The 21,104-nt window shown below is 40.5% G+C and carries 17 protein-coding genes and 1 riboswitch; of the genes, 3 read left to right on the top strand and 14 right to left on the bottom strand.

What is annotated here, in order from left to right; all coding sequences use genetic code 11:
* Positions 1–32: 32 nt before the first annotated feature.
* The 3 genes from K6I41_RS00830 to prfB all read right to left on the bottom strand — a co-directional run bounded on the left by K6I41_RS00830 (position 33) and on the right by prfB (position 2,739).
* Positions 33–1,091, bottom strand: coding sequence for an alkene reductase (locus K6I41_RS00830; protein ID WP_250375031.1), 1,059 nt, complete (start codon positions 1,089–1,091; stop codon positions 33–35).
* 28 nt (positions 1,092–1,119) lie between these two features.
* Complete coding sequence (locus K6I41_RS00825) at positions 1,120–1,422, bottom strand: ArsR/SmtB family transcription factor (RefSeq protein ID WP_002121891.1); 303 nt, start codon at positions 1,420–1,422, stop codon at positions 1,120–1,122.
* 221 nt (positions 1,423–1,643) lie between these two features.
* Positions 1,644–2,739 (bottom strand): peptide chain release factor 2 gene (gene prfB / locus K6I41_RS00820; protein ID WP_107880456.1). Its coding sequence is split into 2 segments (ribosomal slippage): positions 1,644–2,666 and positions 2,668–2,739, totalling 1,095 coding nucleotides; the frame shifts between segments, so codons are not numbered across the junction.
* Positions 2,740–3,131: 392 nt separating this feature from the next.
* Between prfB and K6I41_RS00815 the strand changes: the two genes are divergently transcribed.
* Positions 3,132–3,899 (top strand): putative porin, encoded by a 768-nt coding sequence (locus tag K6I41_RS00815; RefSeq protein WP_009391349.1) that lies wholly within the window; start codon positions 3,132–3,134, stop codon positions 3,897–3,899.
* Positions 3,900–3,947: 48 nt separating this feature from the next.
* Here K6I41_RS00815 and recJ read toward each other — a convergent pair whose 3' ends face one another.
* From recJ to K6I41_RS00790, 5 genes are all read right to left on the bottom strand, one after another.
* Positions 3,948–5,648: a single-stranded-DNA-specific exonuclease RecJ gene (gene recJ / locus K6I41_RS00810; protein WP_250375030.1), complete on the bottom strand. Its 1,701-nt coding sequence runs from the start codon at positions 5,646–5,648 to the stop codon at positions 3,948–3,950.
* On the bottom strand, positions 5,649–6,305 hold the full coding sequence (gene pdxH, locus K6I41_RS00805) for a pyridoxamine 5'-phosphate oxidase (protein ID WP_250375029.1): 657 nt from the start codon (positions 6,303–6,305) through the stop codon (positions 5,649–5,651). It abuts the gene before it with no gap.
* Between the two features lie 10 nt (positions 6,306–6,315).
* Positions 6,316–7,653, bottom strand: a complete 1,338-nt coding sequence (gene glmM, locus K6I41_RS00800; protein ID WP_005300649.1) for a phosphoglucosamine mutase — start codon at positions 7,651–7,653, stop codon at positions 6,316–6,318.
* A 148-nt stretch (positions 7,654–7,801) separates the two neighbouring features.
* Entirely contained in the window at positions 7,802–9,268 is a 1,467-nt protein-coding gene (gene guaB, locus K6I41_RS00795) for an IMP dehydrogenase (protein ID WP_004790042.1), read from the bottom strand.
* A gap of 194 nt (positions 9,269–9,462) precedes the next feature.
* Complete coding sequence (locus K6I41_RS00790; protein WP_060465086.1) at positions 9,463–10,260, bottom strand: oxygen-binding di-iron domain-containing protein; 798 nt, start codon at positions 10,258–10,260, stop codon at positions 9,463–9,465.
* Between the two features lie 226 nt (positions 10,261–10,486).
* On the opposite strand from K6I41_RS00790, the gene K6I41_RS00785 reads away from it, so the two are divergent.
* The gene (locus K6I41_RS00785; RefSeq protein ID WP_151822034.1) at positions 10,487–12,625 is read left to right on the top strand and encodes a TonB-dependent siderophore receptor; all 2,139 of its coding nucleotides are present in this window, start codon (positions 10,487–10,489) and stop codon (positions 12,623–12,625) included.
* 60 nt (positions 12,626–12,685) lie between these two features.
* On the opposite strand, the gene K6I41_RS00780 is transcribed toward K6I41_RS00785, so the two are convergent.
* The 5 genes from K6I41_RS00780 to K6I41_RS00760 all read right to left on the bottom strand — a co-directional run bounded on the left by K6I41_RS00780 (position 12,686) and on the right by K6I41_RS00760 (position 19,535).
* A complete protein-coding gene (locus tag K6I41_RS00780) occupies positions 12,686–13,261 on the bottom strand; it encodes a TMEM165/GDT1 family protein (RefSeq protein ID WP_013196598.1) in 576 nt (191 codons plus the stop codon).
* A gap of 15 nt (positions 13,262–13,276) precedes the next feature.
* Positions 13,277–13,462: riboswitch (yybP-ykoY riboswitch) on the bottom strand.
* Between the two features lie 28 nt (positions 13,463–13,490).
* Positions 13,491–13,769, bottom strand: coding sequence for a hypothetical protein (locus K6I41_RS00775; RefSeq protein ID WP_077163716.1), 279 nt, complete (start codon positions 13,767–13,769; stop codon positions 13,491–13,493).
* 145 nt (positions 13,770–13,914) lie between these two features.
* Positions 13,915–15,873: a 2-oxo acid dehydrogenase subunit E2 gene (locus K6I41_RS00770; protein ID WP_250375028.1), complete on the bottom strand. Its 1,959-nt coding sequence runs from the start codon at positions 15,871–15,873 to the stop codon at positions 13,915–13,917.
* Positions 15,874–15,875: 2 nt separating this feature from the next.
* Positions 15,876–18,593: a pyruvate dehydrogenase (acetyl-transferring), homodimeric type gene (aceE, locus tag K6I41_RS00765; RefSeq protein WP_013196595.1), complete on the bottom strand. Its 2,718-nt coding sequence runs from the start codon at positions 18,591–18,593 to the stop codon at positions 15,876–15,878.
* 249 nt (positions 18,594–18,842) lie between these two features.
* Entirely contained in the window at positions 18,843–19,535 is a 693-nt protein-coding gene (locus tag K6I41_RS00760) for a M23 family metallopeptidase (RefSeq protein ID WP_005300632.1), read from the bottom strand.
* Positions 19,536–19,642: 107 nt separating this feature from the next.
* Here K6I41_RS00760 and K6I41_RS00755 point away from each other — a divergent pair, with 107 nt between their 5' ends.
* Entirely contained in the window at positions 19,643–20,083 is a 441-nt protein-coding gene (locus K6I41_RS00755; RefSeq protein WP_151822037.1) for a DciA family protein, read from the top strand.
* Between the two features lie 97 nt (positions 20,084–20,180).
* On the opposite strand, the gene lpxC is transcribed toward K6I41_RS00755, so the two are convergent.
* The gene (lpxC, locus tag K6I41_RS00750) at positions 20,181–21,083 is read right to left on the bottom strand and encodes a UDP-3-O-acyl-N-acetylglucosamine deacetylase (RefSeq protein ID WP_004790060.1); all 903 of its coding nucleotides are present in this window, start codon (positions 21,081–21,083) and stop codon (positions 20,181–20,183) included.
* Positions 21,084–21,104 lie beyond the last annotated feature (21 nt).

Raw genomic sequence — 21,104 nt, 5'->3', positions numbered from 1 at the left:
AACTAGGTCAGCAAACAGTCATTTCAAAAAATTTACGAAGCTTCTAGCGTTGGATAGTCTGTATAACCTTCAGCGCCTTTAGCATATAAAGTCGTTGGTTGAAGTTCATTTAAAGGCAAGTCTTGCTCTAAACGCTGTAAAAGATCTGGGTTGGCAATATATGCTTTACCAAAAGATACTGCGTCAGCTTCACCATCACGCAAAATACGTTTTGCCGACTCTGGTGTTAGATTTTCATTCGCAATCCATACACCATTAAATTTTTCACGAAGTTTTGGACTAATGCTGTCGGCAGCTTCATATTCACGAGAGAAAATGAAAGCAACATTACGTTGATTCAATTGCTCAACGACATAACCAAATGTCGCTAACGGATTTTCATCACCCATATCGTGCGAATCACCACGCGGTGCAATATGAACACCAACTCGGCCAGCGCCCCATACTTCAATAAACGCATCAATCACTTCTAATAATAAACGTGCGCGGTTTTCAACTGGACCACCATACTCATCATTACGTTTGTTGGTGTTACTTTGAAGGAACTGGTCAATTAAATAACCATTTGCCGCATGTAACTCAACACCATCAAAACCAGCTGCTTTAGCCAATTCTGCTGAATGTTTATATTGGGCTACAACCTCTTTCACTTCTTCTAATGAAAGTGCGCGTGGCGTTACATACGGACGTTTAGGACGTAATAGACTCACTTCACCCGCAGGTTGAATTGCACTTGGTGCAACAGGAATATCACCATCTAAAAGTTCAGGATGCGAAATACGGCCAACATGCCAAAGCTGAGCTACAATTTTTGAACCTTGAGCATGAACTGCCTCAATAATTTTATTCCAAGCTTGTGCCTGCTCTTGTGACCATAATCCTGGGGTTTCTGCATAACCCACAGTTTTTGAACCAATCACTGTTGCTTCAGTCAAAATAAGACCAGCATTTGCACGCTGTTGATAATATTCAACCATCAAATCATTAGGTACTCGGCTTTCACCACTACGCGCACGCGTTAATGGAGCCATTACCAATCGATTTTTGATTTCAAAATCACCAACCGTTAAAGGAGTATTGAGTTCAGCCATAGTCGCCTCGACTTACACTTTAATATTGTTAAAGTGTTTGTTTTAAATGTTCGATATATTGCTGAATCAAAGCTTCGTTACGTGAAAAATAAGACCATTGACCATATTTTTGGACCTGAATCAGACCCGCCTGTTGTAAAACAGACAAATGATTCGACATTGTAGACTGTGCTACTTTGCCCAATCGTTCAATATGACCTGCACAAACACCCTTCTCAAAACTACCACCACACTCTTCCACTGGTAAATAATGCGCAGGTTCTTTCAACCATTGCAAAATCTGCCGACGTAGCGGATTGGAAAGGGCTTTGCTAATTGCATCAATATCCATAGGCTCAACACGTCTTTTAAACGAACAAAGCTTTATTCAGCATTTCGAAAACATCATATCGCACTTTTGCGATATTCATATCTATTTTTTTCGATATTCATATCGCTTTTTTTCGATTAAGATTCGAAGGCTGAATTGCTTTGCCGTTTTAATCGCTAAAAATCCAAGAGTTCTACATATTCATAGATGAACTGTATTTAAACTAAAAGTTCAGCAGACTCTTATAAACCTTGTTTTAAGCTCGCCTCAATAAAGCGATCAAGGTCACCATCAAGAACAGCACCTGTATTAGAGTTTTCAACACCCGTGCGTAAATCTTTAATACGCGAATCATCTAATACATATGAACGAATTTGGCTTCCCCAACCAATATCAGACTTCGAGTCTTCTAGAGCTTGAGCCGCTTCATTACGTTTTTGCATTTCCAATTCATACAAACGCGCACGTAACTGTTTCCATGCGTGGTCACGGTTAGCATGTTGCGAACGCTGGTTCTGACACGCCACCACAATACCTGTTGGAGTATGAGTCAAACGTACTGCCGAATCGGTTTTGTTAATATGCTGACCACCTGCCCCAGATGCACGGTAAGTATCTGTACGAACATCAGAAGGATTAATATCAATTTCAATATTGTCATCAACTTCTGGTGAAATAAATACCGCAGAGAATGAGGTATGACGGCGGTTACCACTGTCAAATGGTGATTTACGAACTAAACGGTGGACACCTGATTCTGTGCGTAACCAACCATAGGCATATTCACCTTCAACACGAATTGTTGCAGATTTAATACCAGCTACGTCACCATCAGATACTTCCATAAGTTCTGCTTTAAAGCCATGACGTTCAATCCAGCGCATATACATACGTAAAAGCATAGATGCCCAGTCTTGTGCTTCGGTACCGCCTGAACCTGATTGAATCTCGACATAGCAAGGATTCGGGTCCATTGGGTTACTAAACATACGACGGAATTCAAGTTTAGCCAGTTCATCTTCGGCAGCACTAAGCTCTGACTGAACATCTTCAAGCAAGCTTTCATCATCAGCTTCTACAGCCAAATCTAACATCGCTTTTGCATCTTCAAGTTGTGTTGACAACCCATCCAATACATTAATAACGTTTTCTAGTTCGCCCTTTTCTTTCGCCATCGCCTGAGCACGGCTTTGATCATTCCAAATCGCAGGGTCTTCTAACTCACGTAAAACTTCTTCTAAACGCTCTTTTTTCAGATCGTAGTCAAAGATACCCCCGTAGTGTTTGGCTACGATCAGTTAAGTCTTTCAATTGGTTTAGATAAGGATTAATTTCCACGCGAGTGTTCCCATAAGAGCAGATAAACATGCAATTATTTTAGCATAGCTGCGGTTATCTTCGAACCTGCTTTGTATTTCTCATTATATTTCACTCATCTAATTTCTAAATTTTCTTCAGTTCATTTTAAGCTTAACCGGTAACATCCTCATACAAAATTGGGTACTTTTACAGCATTTTTTATGATCTACACAAAATCTCCTCAATTTTAATAAAATTAAACATTCTATTTTTATAGTTTAAAATCAAATATTTAAGTTAAACATATTTACAAAAAAAGCACATAGTTACAGTGCGGTTACTTGTGCAAGATTGACGCTACTCGATTTTCCTCTAGACTAAAAGTTGTAACAAAACATTTATAAAATCGCTTTTTAGAGGGGAGAGATTCCATGAAAAAACTAGCAATTGCATCAGCTCTTTTATCTGCACTCGCAGTAAGTGGCGCAGCAAACGCTTACCAAGCTGAAGTTGGTGGTTCTTACAATTATCTTGATCCAGACAACGGTAGCAGCGTAAGTAAATTCGGTGTTGACGGGACTTATTACTTTAATCCTGTTCAAACTCGTAACGCTCCACTTGCAGAAGCAGCATTTTTAAGCCGTGCAAGTAATGTTAACGCACTTATTAACTATGGCGATAACAGCGGTACTAAAGATACTCAGTATGGCGTAGGTGTTGAATACTATGTTCCTAACTCAGATTTCTACCTTAGCGGTGATGTAGGCCGTAATGAGCGTGAAATTGACAACACTAACTACGACCAGAAAGTTACAACTTATGCAGCTGAAGTAGGTTATTTACCAGCTCCAGGTTTATTACTTGCACTAGGTGTTAAAGGTTACGACGAAAAAGACGGTAAAGACGGCGCTGATCCAACAGTTCGTGCTAAATACGTAACTCAAGTAGGTCAACATGACGTAAACCTTGAAGCGTTTGGTGCGTTTGGTGACCTAGACGAATATAAAGTTCGTGGTGACTACTACATCGATAAAACTTTAAGTCTTGGTGTGGATTACTACAATAACGACTTAACTGATAAAGATGAATTTGGTATTAATGCTAAAAAATTCTTAAATCAACAAGTAAGTCTTGAAGGTCGTATTGGTTTCGGTGACAACGATAACACTTATGGTGTTCGTGCAGGCTACCGCTTCTAATCTTACCTAAAAGTTTATAAAAAAATCCGCTCAAATGAGCGGATTTTTTTATTGGTTTAAATGCACAATACGCAATTGTAAATTTACATTACCCTTAAATACATTACGATCAATCTCATAGACCAAATGAACTTCATCTCGCATAGGATTAAATTCAAATCGTCCAGCGGCATTAAAAGCAATCGCATCAAAAGTATATTGATCAAGAGCCAATCTAAGTTTTAGATGTGTTTCTTTAAGCCAGCGATAATCGACAACTTTAAAATATCCTTCAAACTGAGGAAAAGGAAATTTTTGCCCCCATGGCCCAAGCTGCTCTATCCAGTCCAATGTGTCTAGTTGCAAAGCCGAAGCTGGTAATTCCCCATCCGTCCATAGCGTTGCTTGAAATAAAGATTCTTCCATAGCTGCAACACAGTTAGTAAACACTGTTTTAAAAGCATCAAAATTTTCTTTACGTATCGTTAAACCTGCCGCCGCCGCATGTCCACCAAAATGGCTCACCAATTCCGGATGTTGTTCAGCAACCTGTTCAATCATATCTCGAATGTGCACACCATCAATTGAACGTGCAGATCCTTTAATATGGACACCATCTTCATCTGGTGCAAAGACAATAGCTGGGCGATGAAACTGTTCTTTTAAACGCCCTGCGACAATCCCAATCACGCCTTGATGCCAGTTTTCTTCAAAGAGCACCAGAGCTGGCGGAATATCTTCTTTTGAGAGCTGCAAACTATCTAAAGCAGATAAAGCTTGTTGCTTCATCTCTCCTTCAATTTGTCGCCGCTCTATATTCAACTGATTTAATTGTTGAGCAATCGGGTAAGCTGTTTCCATAGAGTCTGCTAATAAACACTCTATACCGATTCGCATGCTCTCCATACGCCCAGCAGCATTAATACGCGGACCTAAAACAAAACCTAGATCTTGTGCACGCAAAGACGACGCCTCTCGGCCAGCAATATCCAACAGTGCCAATATTCCAACTCGACACTGATGTTGCTGAATACGTTTTACGCCCGCATCGACCAATATACGGTTGTTATAGTCTAGAACAGCCACATCTGCATAAGTTCCCAAAGCGACTAAATCTAGATATTGAGTGACTTTACTTGTGCTTTTACCTTGTCTGCTACGTAAACTTGCCAAATTGGCCAGCACATAAAATGCAACACCAACACCAGCAAGCGCCTTACTTGGAAAATCACAGCCTAACTGATTTGGGTTAACCACCGCTTCCGCTAGAGGCGTTTCTTTTGTTGTTAAGTGGTGATCGGTAATAATAACTTGCATGCCCAGCGTATGGGCTGTATCAACCCCAGCATGGCTCGAAATTCCATTGTCGACTGTAATTAATAAATCGGGCTGATAAGTTTGATGTGCAAGCTCTGCAATTGCGGGGGTAAGCCCATATCCGTATTTAAATCGGTCTGGAACTAAATAGTCGACTTGTGCTCCCATATCGCGAAGCACCAATACCATTAACGCTGTGCTGGTTGCACCGTCAGCATCATAGTCGCCAACAATAACAATCTTTTTCTGTGCATCAATAGCTTGATCTATTAATGCCACAGCAGTTTCTAATCCTTTGAGCTGAGGAGCAAGTAAATTCTTAAGTTTTAGCTCTAATTCCTGTTCAGATTCTACTCCACGCCTTGCCAAAATCTCAGCAATAAACGGAGGCACGCCCTGAAACTGTTCAGGGCGTGTCAATAAAGGTCTTTGTTTGATTTGTATTTTTGTCATTTAAGGCATCAGTCGGTGCAGCGTCCATTGACCGTCGATTTTTTCATAACTCAAGCGGTCATGTAAACGATTTGGTCGTCCTTGCCAGAATTCATAATAATCTGGTTGCAGACGATAACCGCCCCAGAACTCCGGCTTATCAAGCACTTCACGGCTTTCAACTTGCTGTTGTAAGTCTTGAAAACGTTGCTGTAACAGCTCTCGGCTTTCAATTTTACCGCTTTGGGGAGTACTGATATGCGCTGCAATCTGGCTATCACGTGGTCGCTTAAGGTAGTAATCTGTAGATTCTTGCTCAGCAATTTTAACTACACGACCACCCACTCGCACCTGACGCTCTAGACTTGGCCAGTAAAATAATAATTCGGCATATGGATTTTCTGCCAAATCAATACCTTTCTGGCTGTCATAATTCGTATAAAAATCATAACCAGCTTCTTTAGCCCCACGTAACAAAACTGTTCTAACATGAGGTCTGCCATTTGCACTTGCAGTTGCTAATGACATTGCATAGGGTTCATGCAAATTGGCTGCTAGAGCATGGTTAAACCAACCAAGAAACTGCTGATGAGGGTTAGATTCAACCTGCCCCTCATGCAACTCGCCTTGCTCATAACTTAAGCGTAATTCACTTAAATCTTTGATGACATCACTCATGTCATGCACCTTATGCGACTTGTGCTTGTGAACGAACTGAATCTGCTAAATGCTGAGCTAAAGCTTTCACCTCTTGCTCATCATCACCTTCAACCATGACACGAATCACAGGCTCTGTTCCAGACTTACGAATCAAGATACGGCCACGACCTTTGAGCTGTGCTTCTGCTTTATCAAATTCAGTAACCAATGCCGGAATAGAATACGGATCAAGCATTTGTTCTAAACGTACGTTCAAAAGAACTTGTGGGAATAATTTAAAGTCTTGAACCAATTCATGAAGAGCCTTATTTTGCTCGACCATCACAGTTAAAACTTGAAGAGCAGCGATAATGGCATCACCAGTCGTACTCTTGTCTAAAGTTAGAATATGACCAGAAGGCTCGCCACCTATCACCCAACCATTTTCTTCTAAAGCTTGTAATACATAGCGGTCACCGACTTTTGCACGAACAAAGTTAACGTTTGCTTTTTCAAGTGCAACTTCAAGTGCCATATTACTCATGACTGTACCAACAATACCCGCTGGCTTATTTTGAGCTTGAGTCGCCAAAATATATAAAATATGGTCGCCATCAATTAAGTTACCAAACTTATCAACCATCACAACACGGTCAGCATCACCATCAAAGGCAATACCTAAATCTGCTTCGTGCTCAACTACTGCTTTTTGCAAGTGTTCAGGATGTGTTGAACCACAGCTCTCATTAATATTTAAGCCATCTGGTTCATTATATAAAGCAACAACTTTTGCCCCTAACTCACGGAAAACTGAAGGCCCAACGCTATATGCAGCGCCATGAGCACAGTCCAACACAATCTTTAAATTATTTAAATCAAAGTGATAAGGGAAAGTAGATTTACAGAATTCAATATAGCGACCATTTGCATCATTTACACGAACACTTTTACCTAAGTTTGCAGTGTCCTCAATGAATAAATCTTTTTCTAATTCGCGGTTAATTTCTTCTTGTAACGAATCCGGTAATTTTTTGCCTTCACTTGAGAAGAATTTAATCCCATTATCATAATATGGATTATGCGATGCAGAAATAACAATACCTGCATGTGCATGCAAAGCACGAGTAAGGTGTGCAATGGCTGGTGTTGGTAAAGGACCAAGTAGATGAACATATACGCCAGCAGCGTTTAAGCCCGCTTGCAAAGCAGATTCTAAAATGTAGCCAGATAAACGAGTGTCTTTTCCTAATACAACGAGTGGTTTATTTTTTTGACTCGTTCGTTTTAATACCTTCCCTGCAGCAAAACCGAGTTTTAAAGCAAACTCTGGAGTAATAGGCATTTGCCCAAATTTTCCACGAATACCATCCGTTCCAAAATAACTCATAGCTTATCTCATTCTTACGCCACTTCAGCGGTGGCTCACTTCATATATGGCAATTCCGCCATATTTCTTTTCTCGGATTTACTTTACACCAAAAACAAAAAGCCGTCAGTGTAATGACGGCTTTCTTCATTGTTTTGGTTACCAAAATCTAACCAACACGATAGTTTGGAGCTTCTTTAGTAATCGTTACATCGTGAACATGTGACTCAGACATACCTGCTGAAGTAATTTTCACAAATTTCGCATTTTGGCGAAGATCTTCAATCACAGCTGAACCGGTATAACCCATTGATGAACGTAAACCACCCATCATTTGATGAACGATATTACCCATTGGGCCTTTATATGGAACACGGCCTTCGATTCCTTCTGGTACTAACTTCTCAGCACCCGCTTTCGAATCTTGGAAATAACGGTCAGCAGAACCAGTTGCTCCCGCCATTGCACCTAATGAACCCATACCACGATATGCTTTGTAGTAACGACCTTGGAAAAACTCAACTTCGCCTGGCGCTTCTTCAGTACCTGCAAGTAATGAACCAACCATGATCGTGCTTGCACCCGCACCGATCGCTTTTGCCATATCACCAGAGAAGCGGATACCACCATCTGCAATTAAAGGAATTTGATCTTTTAGTGCGCTAGCAACACTGTCAATCGCAGAAATTTGTGGCATACCGATACCTGCCACAATACGTGTTGTACAGATAGAACCAGGACCAATACCTACTTTTACAGCATCTGCACCTGCATCTAATAATGCTAATGCAGCATCACCAGTTGCGATGTTTCCACCAATCACTTGTACTTGAGGGAAGTTTTGTTTCACCCAACGTACACGTTCAATTACACCAGCTGAGTGACCGTGTGCTGTATCAACAACAATGACGTCAACACCAGCTTCAACCAATGCTTCCACACGGCTTGGTGTATCAGCACCTGTACCTACCGCAGCACCAACACGTAAACGACCAAGATCATCTTTACAACTGTTTGGATAGCTTTCAGCTTTGCGGAAGTCAGTCACTGTAATTAAGCCTTTAAGTTCGTTGCTCTCGCCAACGACCAAGACTTTTTCAATACGGTGTTTTTGCAATAATGCTTGAATATTTTCTTTAGACTCGCCTTCACGTACAGTGACTAAACGATCTTGGCCTGTCATGATGTTGCTAACAGGTTGTTCTAAATTAGTTTCAAAACGCGTATCACGGCCTGTCACAATACCAACAACCTTGCCGTCTTTAACAACAGGTACACCGCTAATGTTATTAGCAGTGGTAATTGCAATCAGTTCACGTACTGTAGTTTCAGGCGTTACAGTGATAGGGTCTTTCACCATACCCGCTTCGAATTTCTTTACACGGCGTACTTCTGCAGCTTGAGCAGCAATATCCATGTTTTTGTGCAAAATCCCGATACCGCCATTTTGTGACATCGCAATCGCCATACGTGACTCAGTCACTGTATCCATTGCAGCTGAAACCAATGGGATATTTAAATGAATGCCGCGAGTTAAACGTGTCTTTAAAGAGACATCTTTTGGGAGAACAGTAGAGTAGGCAGGAAGTAATAAGACATCATCGAAGGTTAGCGCTTCTTGAACGATGGTCAGCATAACAATCTCACTGGTAAATTCCGTGAGCTATTATAAACAAATTTCAATGCAATTTTCATATTATCTTTGCCTTTTTCAGCAATAGATGTAGAGCTGCTCTAAATAATTCCCACTTATTATTGTTTTAACGTTATTTTTTAACCCATGTTTTTGCAACCCAGAATTTTATCTGGGTTGATCATTAGACATCATATTTAGGCAGGACAACTAAAAACTTGTTCTGTCATCAAGTCGACACCACAAGGTAAAACCTCAATCCAGTCCAAAAACTGATTAATCATTTCTTTGCCAATAAATGGACTGCCATGCTGTGGAACAATCATTTCAATGTCCATCTGGCGGACCATGTTTACCCATAAACGGATAACCTTATTGGAACACATATAGCGTTGGTGAAAAGCTTTCATTTTCAGAACATGCGTATCGAAATCTGTCAAAGGTTGATTGGCATCCTCAACAATCGAAGCGCCCATATCACCAGAAAATAAAATTTTGGCAACGGGGTCATAAAACTGAAAATTACCGACCGAATGTAGAAAATGAGCAGGAACTACAACTAACTTTGATTCCCCCAATTGAATCACTTGGCCACGGTCAGGTAATTCAATAAGACGGTCTTCCCAATTCCCTTTCATACGCTCACTCATAAATGAGGAATTTAGGTGCGGTAAAAAACGTGCCCATAATTTTGACGCCACCACTTTAGCATCGGTATAGACTAACCAGCGTGGCATTGAGGTAATAATGTCTGGATCCTGATGCGAAGCCATCACATAGTCCAGATTTTTCAAACGTGTATATTTATTTAATTCCATCGTTAATGGAACATAGGTCAAATCGCCACCCGGATCGATTACAGCAGCACGCTCATGATCAATAATTAAAAATTGATTGGCTTGGATACCTTCCCCTTTCACCAAACTGGTAAAACTAATACATTTATGTACGCCGTTATCAAATAATATCTGCGATGTTGTTTTTTCAAACCCCATACAATTCCCCAAAAAAACTTTAAATATTAGATATTTTTATATCCATACTAAAATAAAGGGATTCGACAACTCTTGCAATGAATTGCTTTATTTTTCTCATAATATTTTAAAATAGCTTTTGCTTTTCTTATTTTATAAATGAATCATAATGTTATTTAAAATTCACATGCAATAAATTAAAATAATTCTCATTATCACTTTGTCTTTTGCGCTGTCTAGACCTCCCATGAACCAAGCACCTTATTTTTCAAGCTCTAAAACATTATTAGCAGTTGCTATTTTTAGCTTAATGACAGCAAGTCATGCTGATGAAACAGCAGAACAACAGAATTCGACCAATGTGCTACCCACAATTTCTATTCAGGCGCAAAAAGAACCCAGCTCTGCCTATGTCGCAACAAAAGCAAGTTCTGCCTTAAAATCAGATGCACCCTTATTTAAGACGGCTCAATCGGTTTCTGTGGTGACTCGTGAACAGCTCGACCAGAAACAAGCTAGAACTCTAGCAGATGCACTTGAAGGTGTTGCAGGTGTTGAAGCTGGAAAACTTGGTCGTCGTGGTTGGGATGATTTTGTTATTCGAGGCCAGACCTCTTCCGATTCGGTTTATATAGATGGTTTAAGAGTTGGACAAAATACTTATGTTGCCACTGAACTATCAGGCATGGATCAGGTCCAAGTCTTAAAAGGCCCTGCCTCTATTAATTTCGGTTTGGTTACACCAGGCGGTATGGTCAATTTAGTCACTAAACGTCCAGAAGCAGAAAACTTTGCACGTGCTAGCATGACTTATGGCAGCTATAACTTAAAAGAAGGTATATTCGACTTAAACTATAGCCCTAATAATAGTGAGAAAGGTGCTTTTCGTTTAAATGGCCGCATCTCTGACCAAGATGACCCCACTGATTATGTGTATTTTAAAAATTACTATATCTCCCCTTCTTACAACTTCGACTTAGGTGATAACACTGACCTCTCTGTAATCGCAAGCTATCAGCACCGCGAATATATTCGTCAGCAAGGCTTGCCTGTCATTGGCACATTAAAAGACAATCCTAACGGCGCTATAGACCGAAGTTTATATATTGGCGACCCTAATTTTGGTAAATATGAAGCAGATGTTTATCGTACGGGTTATACGTTTAAACATGCCTTTAATAATGGCTGGAACTTTAACCAGAATTTTGCCATCCAAAAAACCGAAATGGATGGTACTGCGGTTTTTGCTCAAACTAAAAAGTTTTGGGCAGACACATCTTACACAACCATTAACCGAGCTAATAATAGTCGGCATCAAGTGATTGATAACTTAAGTTTCGCCATCGATAACCGTTTAAACAAACAGTTTGATTTATATGGCATGCAGCACGACATTAATATTGGCGTAGATGCTTTTCAGGAAAAAAGTGACTACACCAATGATAAATACGATATTGGTAATTTAAATATCTATAACCCCGTTTATGGTCAAAACGTGACATTGAAGCAAAATGTTCGGGATATTAATCGTCTCAAATATTTGGGACTCTATATACGTGATCGCATTCAACTTAATGACCAATGGCTTTTAAGCTTGTCTGGACGCCAAGACTGGGCACAAACCCAAAGCACAAGTTTAGTTACAAGTAGTGCAAGCAAACAATCAGACAATGCTTTTACGGGTAGCGCCTCTGTCATGTATACCCTTAATGACATTGTTGCCCCTTATGTCAGCTATGCCACTTCATTTACTCCTAACAGTGGTACTGATGTAAATAACAATCCGTTCAAACCTGAAGAAGGAAAACAGGTTGAAGTCGGAATGAAATTACAAAGCCCTGATCAACGAGTTCAAGGTGCTATCGCTTGGTATGATTTAAAACGTCAAAATGTTTTAGTCACTGATACTGCGAATAGTGGCTATAAAGCTCAGCGTGGCGAACAGTTAACACGTGGTATTGAAACTGAGCTCAGCGCAGAAATTTTAGAAGGCTTAAAACTAACAGCTGCATATACTTACACCATTGATGCTGAAATTAGTAAAGATGCAAACTCAAGCAATGTAGGAAAAGCACTCGATAATATTCCTGAGCATGCTTATAGTTTGTCAGCGCGCTATAAATTTGACCCAACATCAAAACTTGGCTGGTATGTTGGTGGTGGATTCCGTGGTGAAACATATAAAACTGTCGATGGCTTAGATGTTCACATTCCAGGCTATACAGTCTTTGACACTGAAGCTGGCTATGACGCTGGACATTGGGGTGCTCAACTTGCGATTCGTAATTTATTTGATAAAGATTACTATGCAGGCGCGCTTAATGAGAATTTGGTGACGCTCGGTAACCCACGCCAAATTAACTTCACAGTGAAATTTAACTACTAAAATGACCTACAAAAAAACGCACTCAATTCGAGTGCGTTTTTTATGGCAGCTTTAAATGCTTCAGAAGAAATAATGCTGCACTAAAGTAGAGATACCTACAATTAAGAAAATAGCAGCACCAATTTTATGAATGAGAGAGATAGATAAACGTTCAGCTAATTTATTACCAATAAATACAGCTGGTGCATTGGCAATCATCATACCTAAGGTTGTACCTAGCATTACCCAGAAAATACTATCGTAACGAGCAGCTAAAGCCACTGTCGCAATCTGGGTTTTATCACCAATTTCTGCTAAGAAGAACAGGATAAAGGTTGCACCAAAAACACCAAATTTTTGCCATCTGTTAATGCTATCTGTTTCATCATCTAGCTTATCTGGAATAAGCATCCAGAACGCCATACCAATGAAACCACCCGCAAGTACCCAAACTAAAATTTCGGGACTCAACACGGTTGTAATCCACTGTCCAAGCACAGCAGAGATACCATGGTTAATTAAAGTGGCTAAAAGAATCGCAATGAGAATAGGGATTGGCTTACGGAAACGTGCAGACAGTAAAAGGGCCAACAATTGAGTTTTATCGCCCATTTCAGCTAGGGCAACAATCGAGGTAGAAATCAGAAATTCTTGCATGTCGTTTCTCTGGCTAGCATAAATGCCCATGACCTACCGCTCCTGCTAGCCAAATATCTGCAGAGTGGTAAATCAAAGGTCTTGCCAACTCGGAAACGATGAGACGTTTAAGCTATGATGACCATGTTCTGTTGAACAATTATGTTGATCATCACCTATTCATTCAGAAATGAATAGCGGCTACTCCCCAATGAAGTATGTGCTCATTATATTCGAGCAGTTCTATTTTTCAAACAAAAAATTTTATCCATGCCCATACTAACAGCCGCCCCAAGCCTAATAGTAAAGCTAAACAGATACTTAAGTTAATAAAACCAAAATTGTTAATACCAGCTATATGTTGTGATTGAAATTCAAATGGCAAAATAAGCGTTGCCACAAATACTTCCAAACCGATTGCAACGTAGGTCATCCACTCCCAAGGAAAGTGCAAAAAACTGACCCACAATCCCATCAATAAAAATACAACCAACAGAATCGGCAACATGATTTTTAAAAAACCCGCCATCTATTATTTCTCCTTTACCTAAAACGAGAAATTTTTCCTCTCTCGATCACTCCTTCTTCATCTTTAGATTAACCTAAAATCAATTAAATTAAATACCAAAATAAAACCCCGCCGAAGCGAGGTTTTAATGATTCATTTCAGAATATTAGATTAATAAAGTACGAATATCTTTAAGAAGTTTCGTAAGTTTATTGGTAAATCGAGCGGCATCTGCACCATTAATTACACGGTGGTCATAAGACAACGACAACGGCAACATTAAGCGTGGATCAAAGTCTTTACCATTCCAAACCGGTTGCATCGTTGCAGGTGAAATACCCAAAATCGCAACTTGTGGCCAGTTTACAAGTGGTGTAAATGCTGTACCACCAATTGCGCCTAAGCTTGAAATGGTGAAATTCGCACCTTGTAAGTCTTTCGGTGTTAATTTCTTATCACGCGCTTTTTGACCTAACACACCCAATTCAACTGCGATTTGCTTAATTGATTTTTGGTCTGGGTTACGAAGTACTGGCACAGTTAAACCATCAGGTGTTGCTACCGCAATTCCCATATGGATTTCATTGCGCAAGAGCACTGACTTACCATCATCAGATAGATGACCTGCGAACTCACGCTCTTCTTTTAACAAATACGCAACTGCTTTGATAATGAATGCCATAATCGTCAGGCTGATACCTTCTTTTTTGAAGTTGCCTTTTAGCTCATTACGCCAATCTTCTAACTCAGTAATGTCAGCCAAATCAAACTGGGTGACTTGCGGAATAAAGTTGTTCAACGACAATTGCGGAATTGATACTTGCTGCAAACGCGTCAGTACTTTTTCTTCAACGCCACCAAACGCAGTGAAGTCAGGAAGCTTTGGCAAACCCGAAACCGCTGGTGCAGCCGCAGCAACTGATGCAGCTTGTGGCGCAGTTAAACGAGTCTTCACATAAGCAAAGATATCTTCTTTAACAACACGGCCATGCTCACCAGAAGTTTTAACTTGTGACAAAATCACACCAAGTTCACGAGCAAGCTTACGTACAGCAGGACCTGCATATACTTTAGCGTTTTCGGCTTCTTGCTCTTTAGTTAACTTGTCACTACCAGACGCTGGAGCAGATGCTGCCTGAGTCGGAGCAGGAGCTGCTGCCTGTGGAGCTGGAGCTACTTCTGCTTTTGCCGCTGGTGCCGCAGCAGGTGCTTGGCCTTCAGCTTCAATTGTTGCAAGCAATATACCTTGTGAAACCTGTTGGCCTGCTTGCAAGTGAATCGCTTTCACAACACCCGCAACAGTACTTGGAACTTCAACAGTCGCTTTATCTGACTCAACCACAACAAGGCTTTGGTCTACATCAACTTTATCGCCAACTTGTACCAAAATTTCAGCAACAATTGCTTTATCTACACCCAAATCAGGAACGTTAATATCAACTGGTCCAGATTGAGTAGCAGCCGCGGCTACAGTTTCTTGTTGAACTGGTGCAGGCGCTGGAGCTACTGTAGAAGCAGGAGCTTCAACTGGCGCACTTGATGCAGATGTTGTTTTCACTTTAATGAGCGCAACACCTTCTTTAACTGTATCGCCTTCTTTAACTTGAATGCTTTCTACAGTACCAGCAACACTGCTTGGTACTTCTACAGTTGCTTTGTCAGATTCAACTACAACGATGCTTTGCTCAACATCGATTTGCTCACCAACTTTTACTAAAATTTCACCAACGAGTGCTTTTTCAACACCAATATCAGGAACTTGAACTTCAACCACTTGGCTAGTAGTTGCCGCTGCTGGTTGTGCAGCAGTTGAAGCCTGTTGTACAGCTGCCGGTGCTGCTGTTTCAGTTGCTGGAGCAGGTTTTGCAACTTCTTCTGTTTGAGCTACAGATGCAGCACCTTCAGCTTCAAGTTCAAACAATACCGTACCTTCAGTTACGCTATCGCCTTCTTTGATTAAGATACTTTTTACGACACCTGCTGAAGTGCTAGGCACTTCAACAGACGCTTTATCTGACTCAAGCAAAACAAGGCTGTCATTTTCAGCAATGCTGTCACCAACTTTTACCAAAATTTCAGCAACAACTGCTTTATCTACACCAATATCAGGGGTCTTAATTTGCATGCTTAGTTCCCCTCACCAGTTTGCGCTTCATTGTATTCAGCAACTGCCTGAACTTCTGGATGTGCTTGTGGAGCCCATGCCACTGGACGGTCAGTGTCTAACTCAAAGTTAGAAATTGCATCTTTAACTAAACGTGCATCTACTTCACCTTCGTCAGCTAATTTTTTCAAAGTAGCAACAACGATATGTGCAGCGTCAACACCAAAGAAACTACGTAAGTTAGCACGTGTATCTGAGCGACCATAACCATCTGTACCTAATGCAACAAATGGGCGGCCATCTGGAAGATAAGCACGGATTTGTTCGCTATACGCACGCATATGGTCTGTTGCTGAAACAACAATACCTTCTGTACCACGTAACTGTTTAGATACCCAAGACTCTTTTACTTCTTCAGTAAGTGGGTGTAAACGGTTGTATTCTTCACATGCCATACCATCACGCGACAACTCATTGAAGCTTGTTACACTCCAAACGTTTGAATGGATTTGGTATTCATCACGTAAGATTTTCGCAGCTTTGATTACTTCACGAAGAATTACACCTGAACCAAGTAACTGAACAGTTGCTTTTTCATCTTTTTCGAACAAGTACATACCACGTTTAATGCCTTCCTCAGCGCCTTCTGGCATTGCAGGATGCTCGTAGTTTTCGTTCATTACAGTGAGGTAATAGAACACACGTTCTTGGTTCACATACATACGTTGTAAACCGTCATGTACGATTACAGCTAATTCGTAACCGAAACATGGATCATAAGATACGCAGTTTGGAATCGTGTTCGCCAAGATATGTGAATGACCATCTTGGTGCTGTAAACCTTCACCGTTCAATGTGGTACGACCAGCAGTTGCACCCAACAAGAAACCTTGAGCTTGTGCATCGCCCGCAGCCCATGCAATGTCACCAATACGTTGGAAACCAAACATTGAGTAGTACATATACATTGGAATCATTGGCAAGTTATTCGTTGAATAACTTGTTGCCAACGCAGCCCATGCGCTCATCGCACCAGCTTCGTTAATCCCTTCTTGAAGCATGTGACCATCACTTGCTTCACGGTAATGCATTAACTGTTCTTGGTCTTCTGGAGTATATTTTTGACCGTGAGCAGCATAAATACCAAGCTGACGGAACATACCTTCTAAACCAAATGTACGTGCTTCATCTGGAACAATTGGCACTACGCGGTCTTTAATTGCTTTTTCTTTAAGTAAAGCAGCAATTAAACGAACCATCACCATCGTAGTAGATTGCTCTTTACCACCTGAACCGTTTAATACGGCATCAAATACAGATAATTCAGGAATCGCTAAAATTTCACTCTCACGACGACGTGCTGGCAGATAACCACCTAACGCTTCACGACGCGCTTTCATATACTTCATTTCTGGAGAGTTTTCACTTGGGCGATAGAATGGAAGCTCTTCTAACTTATCATCTGTAAATGGCAGGTTAAAACGGTCACGTACATATTTTAAAGAGTCGATCTGCATTTTTTTGATTTGGTGAGTTTTGTTCACCGCTTCAATTTCTTCAGACAAACCGTAACCTTTAACAGTTTTCGCAAGAATAACTGTTGGTTGACCTTTGGCTTTCATTGCTTCTGCATAGGCTGCAAAAACTTTGTAAGGGTCATGGCCACCACGGTTGAGATTATCGATGTCTTCATCGCTTAAATCTTTTACAAGTTCCGCAGCTTCTGGGTACTTGCCAAAGAATTTCTCACGTGTATATGCACCACCTTTCACTTGATAGCGTTGGTATTCACCATCAACAGTTTCTTCCATTACCGCTTTTAAAGCGCCTGTGTTGTCTTTTGCAAGTAGCGGATCCCAATGACGGCCCCATACCACTTTAATAACACGCCAGCCCGCACCACGGAATAAAGATTCTAATTCTTGAATGATTTTACCGTTACCACGTACAGGTCCATCTAGACGCTGTAAGTTACAGTTAACAACCCAGATCAAGTTATCAAGTTTTTCACGACCAGCAAGTGAAATTGCACCAGTACTTTCTGGCTCATCCATCTCACCATCACCAAGATAAGCCCAGACTTTACGATTTTCTTCTTTGATCAAGCCACGGTTCATCAAATATTTTTGAATGTGCGCTTGATAAATCGACATGATTGGACCAAGACCCATTGATACAGTTGGGAATTGCCAATAGTCCGGCATTAAATATGGATGTGGATAGCTTGGTAAACCGTTACCGCCAACTTCACGGCGGAAATTACTTAACTGTTCTTCAGTTAAACGTCCTTCAAGGAATGAACGTGCATAAATACCAGGAGCACAGTGTCCTTGGTAATAAATCATATCTCCGCCAAAGTTATCGCTGTTTGCGCGGAAGAAATGGTTAAAACCTACGTCATATAATGTTGCACTTGATGCGAAACTCGCCAAGTGTCCACCTAAATCATCACCTGTTTTATTCGCACGAAGTACCATTGCTAAGGCATTCCAACGAATCAATGCACGAATACGGCGTTCCATATCTTGGTCGCCTGGCATTGCAGGTTGTTCTTCAACAGAAATTGTATTTAAGTAAGGTGTATTGAGACGTTGAATTGGAACATGCTTAGCAATTGCTTGTTGGTAAAGTTTTTCCAATAAGAATGCTGCGCGCTCAGTTCCCATATGTTGTAAAACTGAATCGAATGCATCTTGCCACTCTTGGGTTTCTTGTGCATCGGAGTCACCGTAAAACGCCATAATTCACCTGTTCCTTGTTCTTTAATCTACTTTGTATTTTTACCACGTTTTACCCCTCTCTAGTTATTGCCACGGGTGAATGTGAGGGGGGCCTATTATTTTCTGAATGAATAGTCATTGACCGAGCATTAAACAAAATAACAAAAAAACGCCAATAATGGCGTTTTTTTATACAATCTTTACGTTAAAAAAGGTTTAGGCTAATTTCAGATTCATAAATTTAATAACCTTAACTTTTTAACTATGCTTTTAAGGAAGCATCGCCAAGTAAGTAGTTGGATTCTTACGTTGACCATCTTTTACTACTTCATAGTGCAAATGGGGACCAGTACAGCGACCAGTACAACCTACATTGGCAATATGTTCACCTGCAGATACTTGGTCACCTACACGTACCATTAAGCGCGAAGCATGAGCATAACGTGTTAAGTAACCATTCCCATGGTTAATTTCAACATATTGACCATAGCCAGTGCCCCAGCCAGATTTCGTTACAATACCTGGGCCTGTTGCATAGATTGGTGTACCACTCGGAGCAGCCATATCTAAACCACCATGATGTTCGGCACGACCGCTCATTGTACGACCACCGAAGTTCGAAGAAACTCGTACAGTATCAGGAAGAGGGTGAGAAACTAACCAAGAGTAAGCATTTGAAGAAGAGGCATTAAAAGAATTCTTTGCACTCGTATTGCCATATTTTTTTGCGAGCGATTCATTGTTGAGCTCAACCGTTTTTTGGCGTAAGGTCACTGAAACTTTCGCACTCGCCGGAAGATCTAAATCATCAGGATGGGTGTATGAACCTTGAGATAATGTTTTTGATAGTTGTTCCAATCGATCTGAATCAGTAGATTGGTTAATTGTTTGATAATCTGCAAAAGCAACTGATGCTGCCGAAGCGGCAAGTGAAAACGCTAATAAAATACGACGCGTGTGCATAAAAACCTCTTGAAACTGTTCTTACTCAAGTTCCTTATGATCTCTTCCTTGATATCAATCGAAATGAACGCTTAAGATGAAGACAAGAATCTATCCGAGAATGACCCATGTCTAAACCCGATAACGTTTTTCAACAAACCGGAAAACACATAAAAACAGGAAACCTTACGTTTCTAACAACGCAAGTCGCGCAATGGCAAAGACTTACGAAAATAATCCAACCCTTATTGCCCCAACCGGAACAATGGCAGGTCGTGTGTTATCAAAATGGTTCTTTAATCATTACTGGTGAAAATCAGGCGATGATTAGTCAACTCAGTTATTTACAGAACCAATATGTATCTAAATTATCTCAACTTGAAGGGTTAAAAGACTTACAAAGAATTCAGGTTCGCTTGAGAAATAAAAACACTCCCAATATACCCTCATCTGAGCCATCTAAACCCATCCCCCCGGAAACACAAGAAATGTTACGTAGTGCAGCCGACTTTGTGAGCGACCCTAAGCTTAGCCAAGCTTTACTACGTTTGGCAAGCAATAAAAAATGATGAGCTTTCTATTTCTTAATTAGAATCGTTCTTATTATGTGATAATAATCACACTTTGAAACGTTACAATATAACGTAGCCAAGTAAAGACAATGACTTATGTCACACTGACATATGGAATTGGACATTCATTCTCGTCATTAAATGTTACAATTTCATAATTACTCGGATCACTTTGAACATTGCGTAACAACTGATTATTTAAAGCATGTCCCGATTTATAGCCATCAAACTTGGCAATAATTTGATGACCAAGTAAATACAAATCACCTACTGCATCCAAAATCTTATGTCTCACAAACTCGTCAGCGAAACGTAAGCCTTCTTCGTTCACAACACCTGTGTCATCTACACCAATGGCATTATCTAAACTTGCACCCAAGGCTAAGTTATTTGCTTTGAGGTAATCTAGATCTTTCATAAAACCAAAAGTACGAGCTTCACTGACTTCATATACAAAAGTTTCAGTAGAAAAGTCGATAGTGGCAGATTGATATTCTTTAGCAAATGCCGGATGGTCAAAATCAATCGTAAAATTTAATTGAAAACCATTATGCGGGCTAAAAATCGCTTTTTTATCATCTATTAATGCTTCAACTGGTTTTAATATTCTTATAAATTTTTTCGGCGCATCTAGCTCACGTAATCCACCCTGCATTAACAGGTAAATAAATGGGCCGGCGCTTCCATCCATAATCGGAACTTCGGACGCAGATACCTCAACAATAAGGTTATCAATTCCTAAACCTGCAATTGCGCTCATTACATGCTCAATTGTTCCAACTTTTATATCTCCAATCACTAAATTGGAGCACATGAAAGCTTCTTGAATGAGTAAAGCATTCGCATGGATTTCAACGGGCGGGTCTAAATCGATACGACGAAATACAATACCTCCATCCGCGGTATGTGGAATGAAATTGATCATCACTTTTTGACCGCTATGAAGACCTATTCCACTCGCTTTTACCACACGATTGAGAGTACGTTGTTTCACCATGCTTTGTAACTTCTTTTTTAA

It is taken from the genome of Acinetobacter sp. AS23, from assembly GCF_023612055.1.
Lineage (GTDB): Bacteria > Pseudomonadota > Gammaproteobacteria > Pseudomonadales > Moraxellaceae > Acinetobacter > Acinetobacter oleivorans.
Note: the sequence above shows the minus strand (reverse complement) of the source record. Positions and strands in the feature narration are given on the sequence as shown.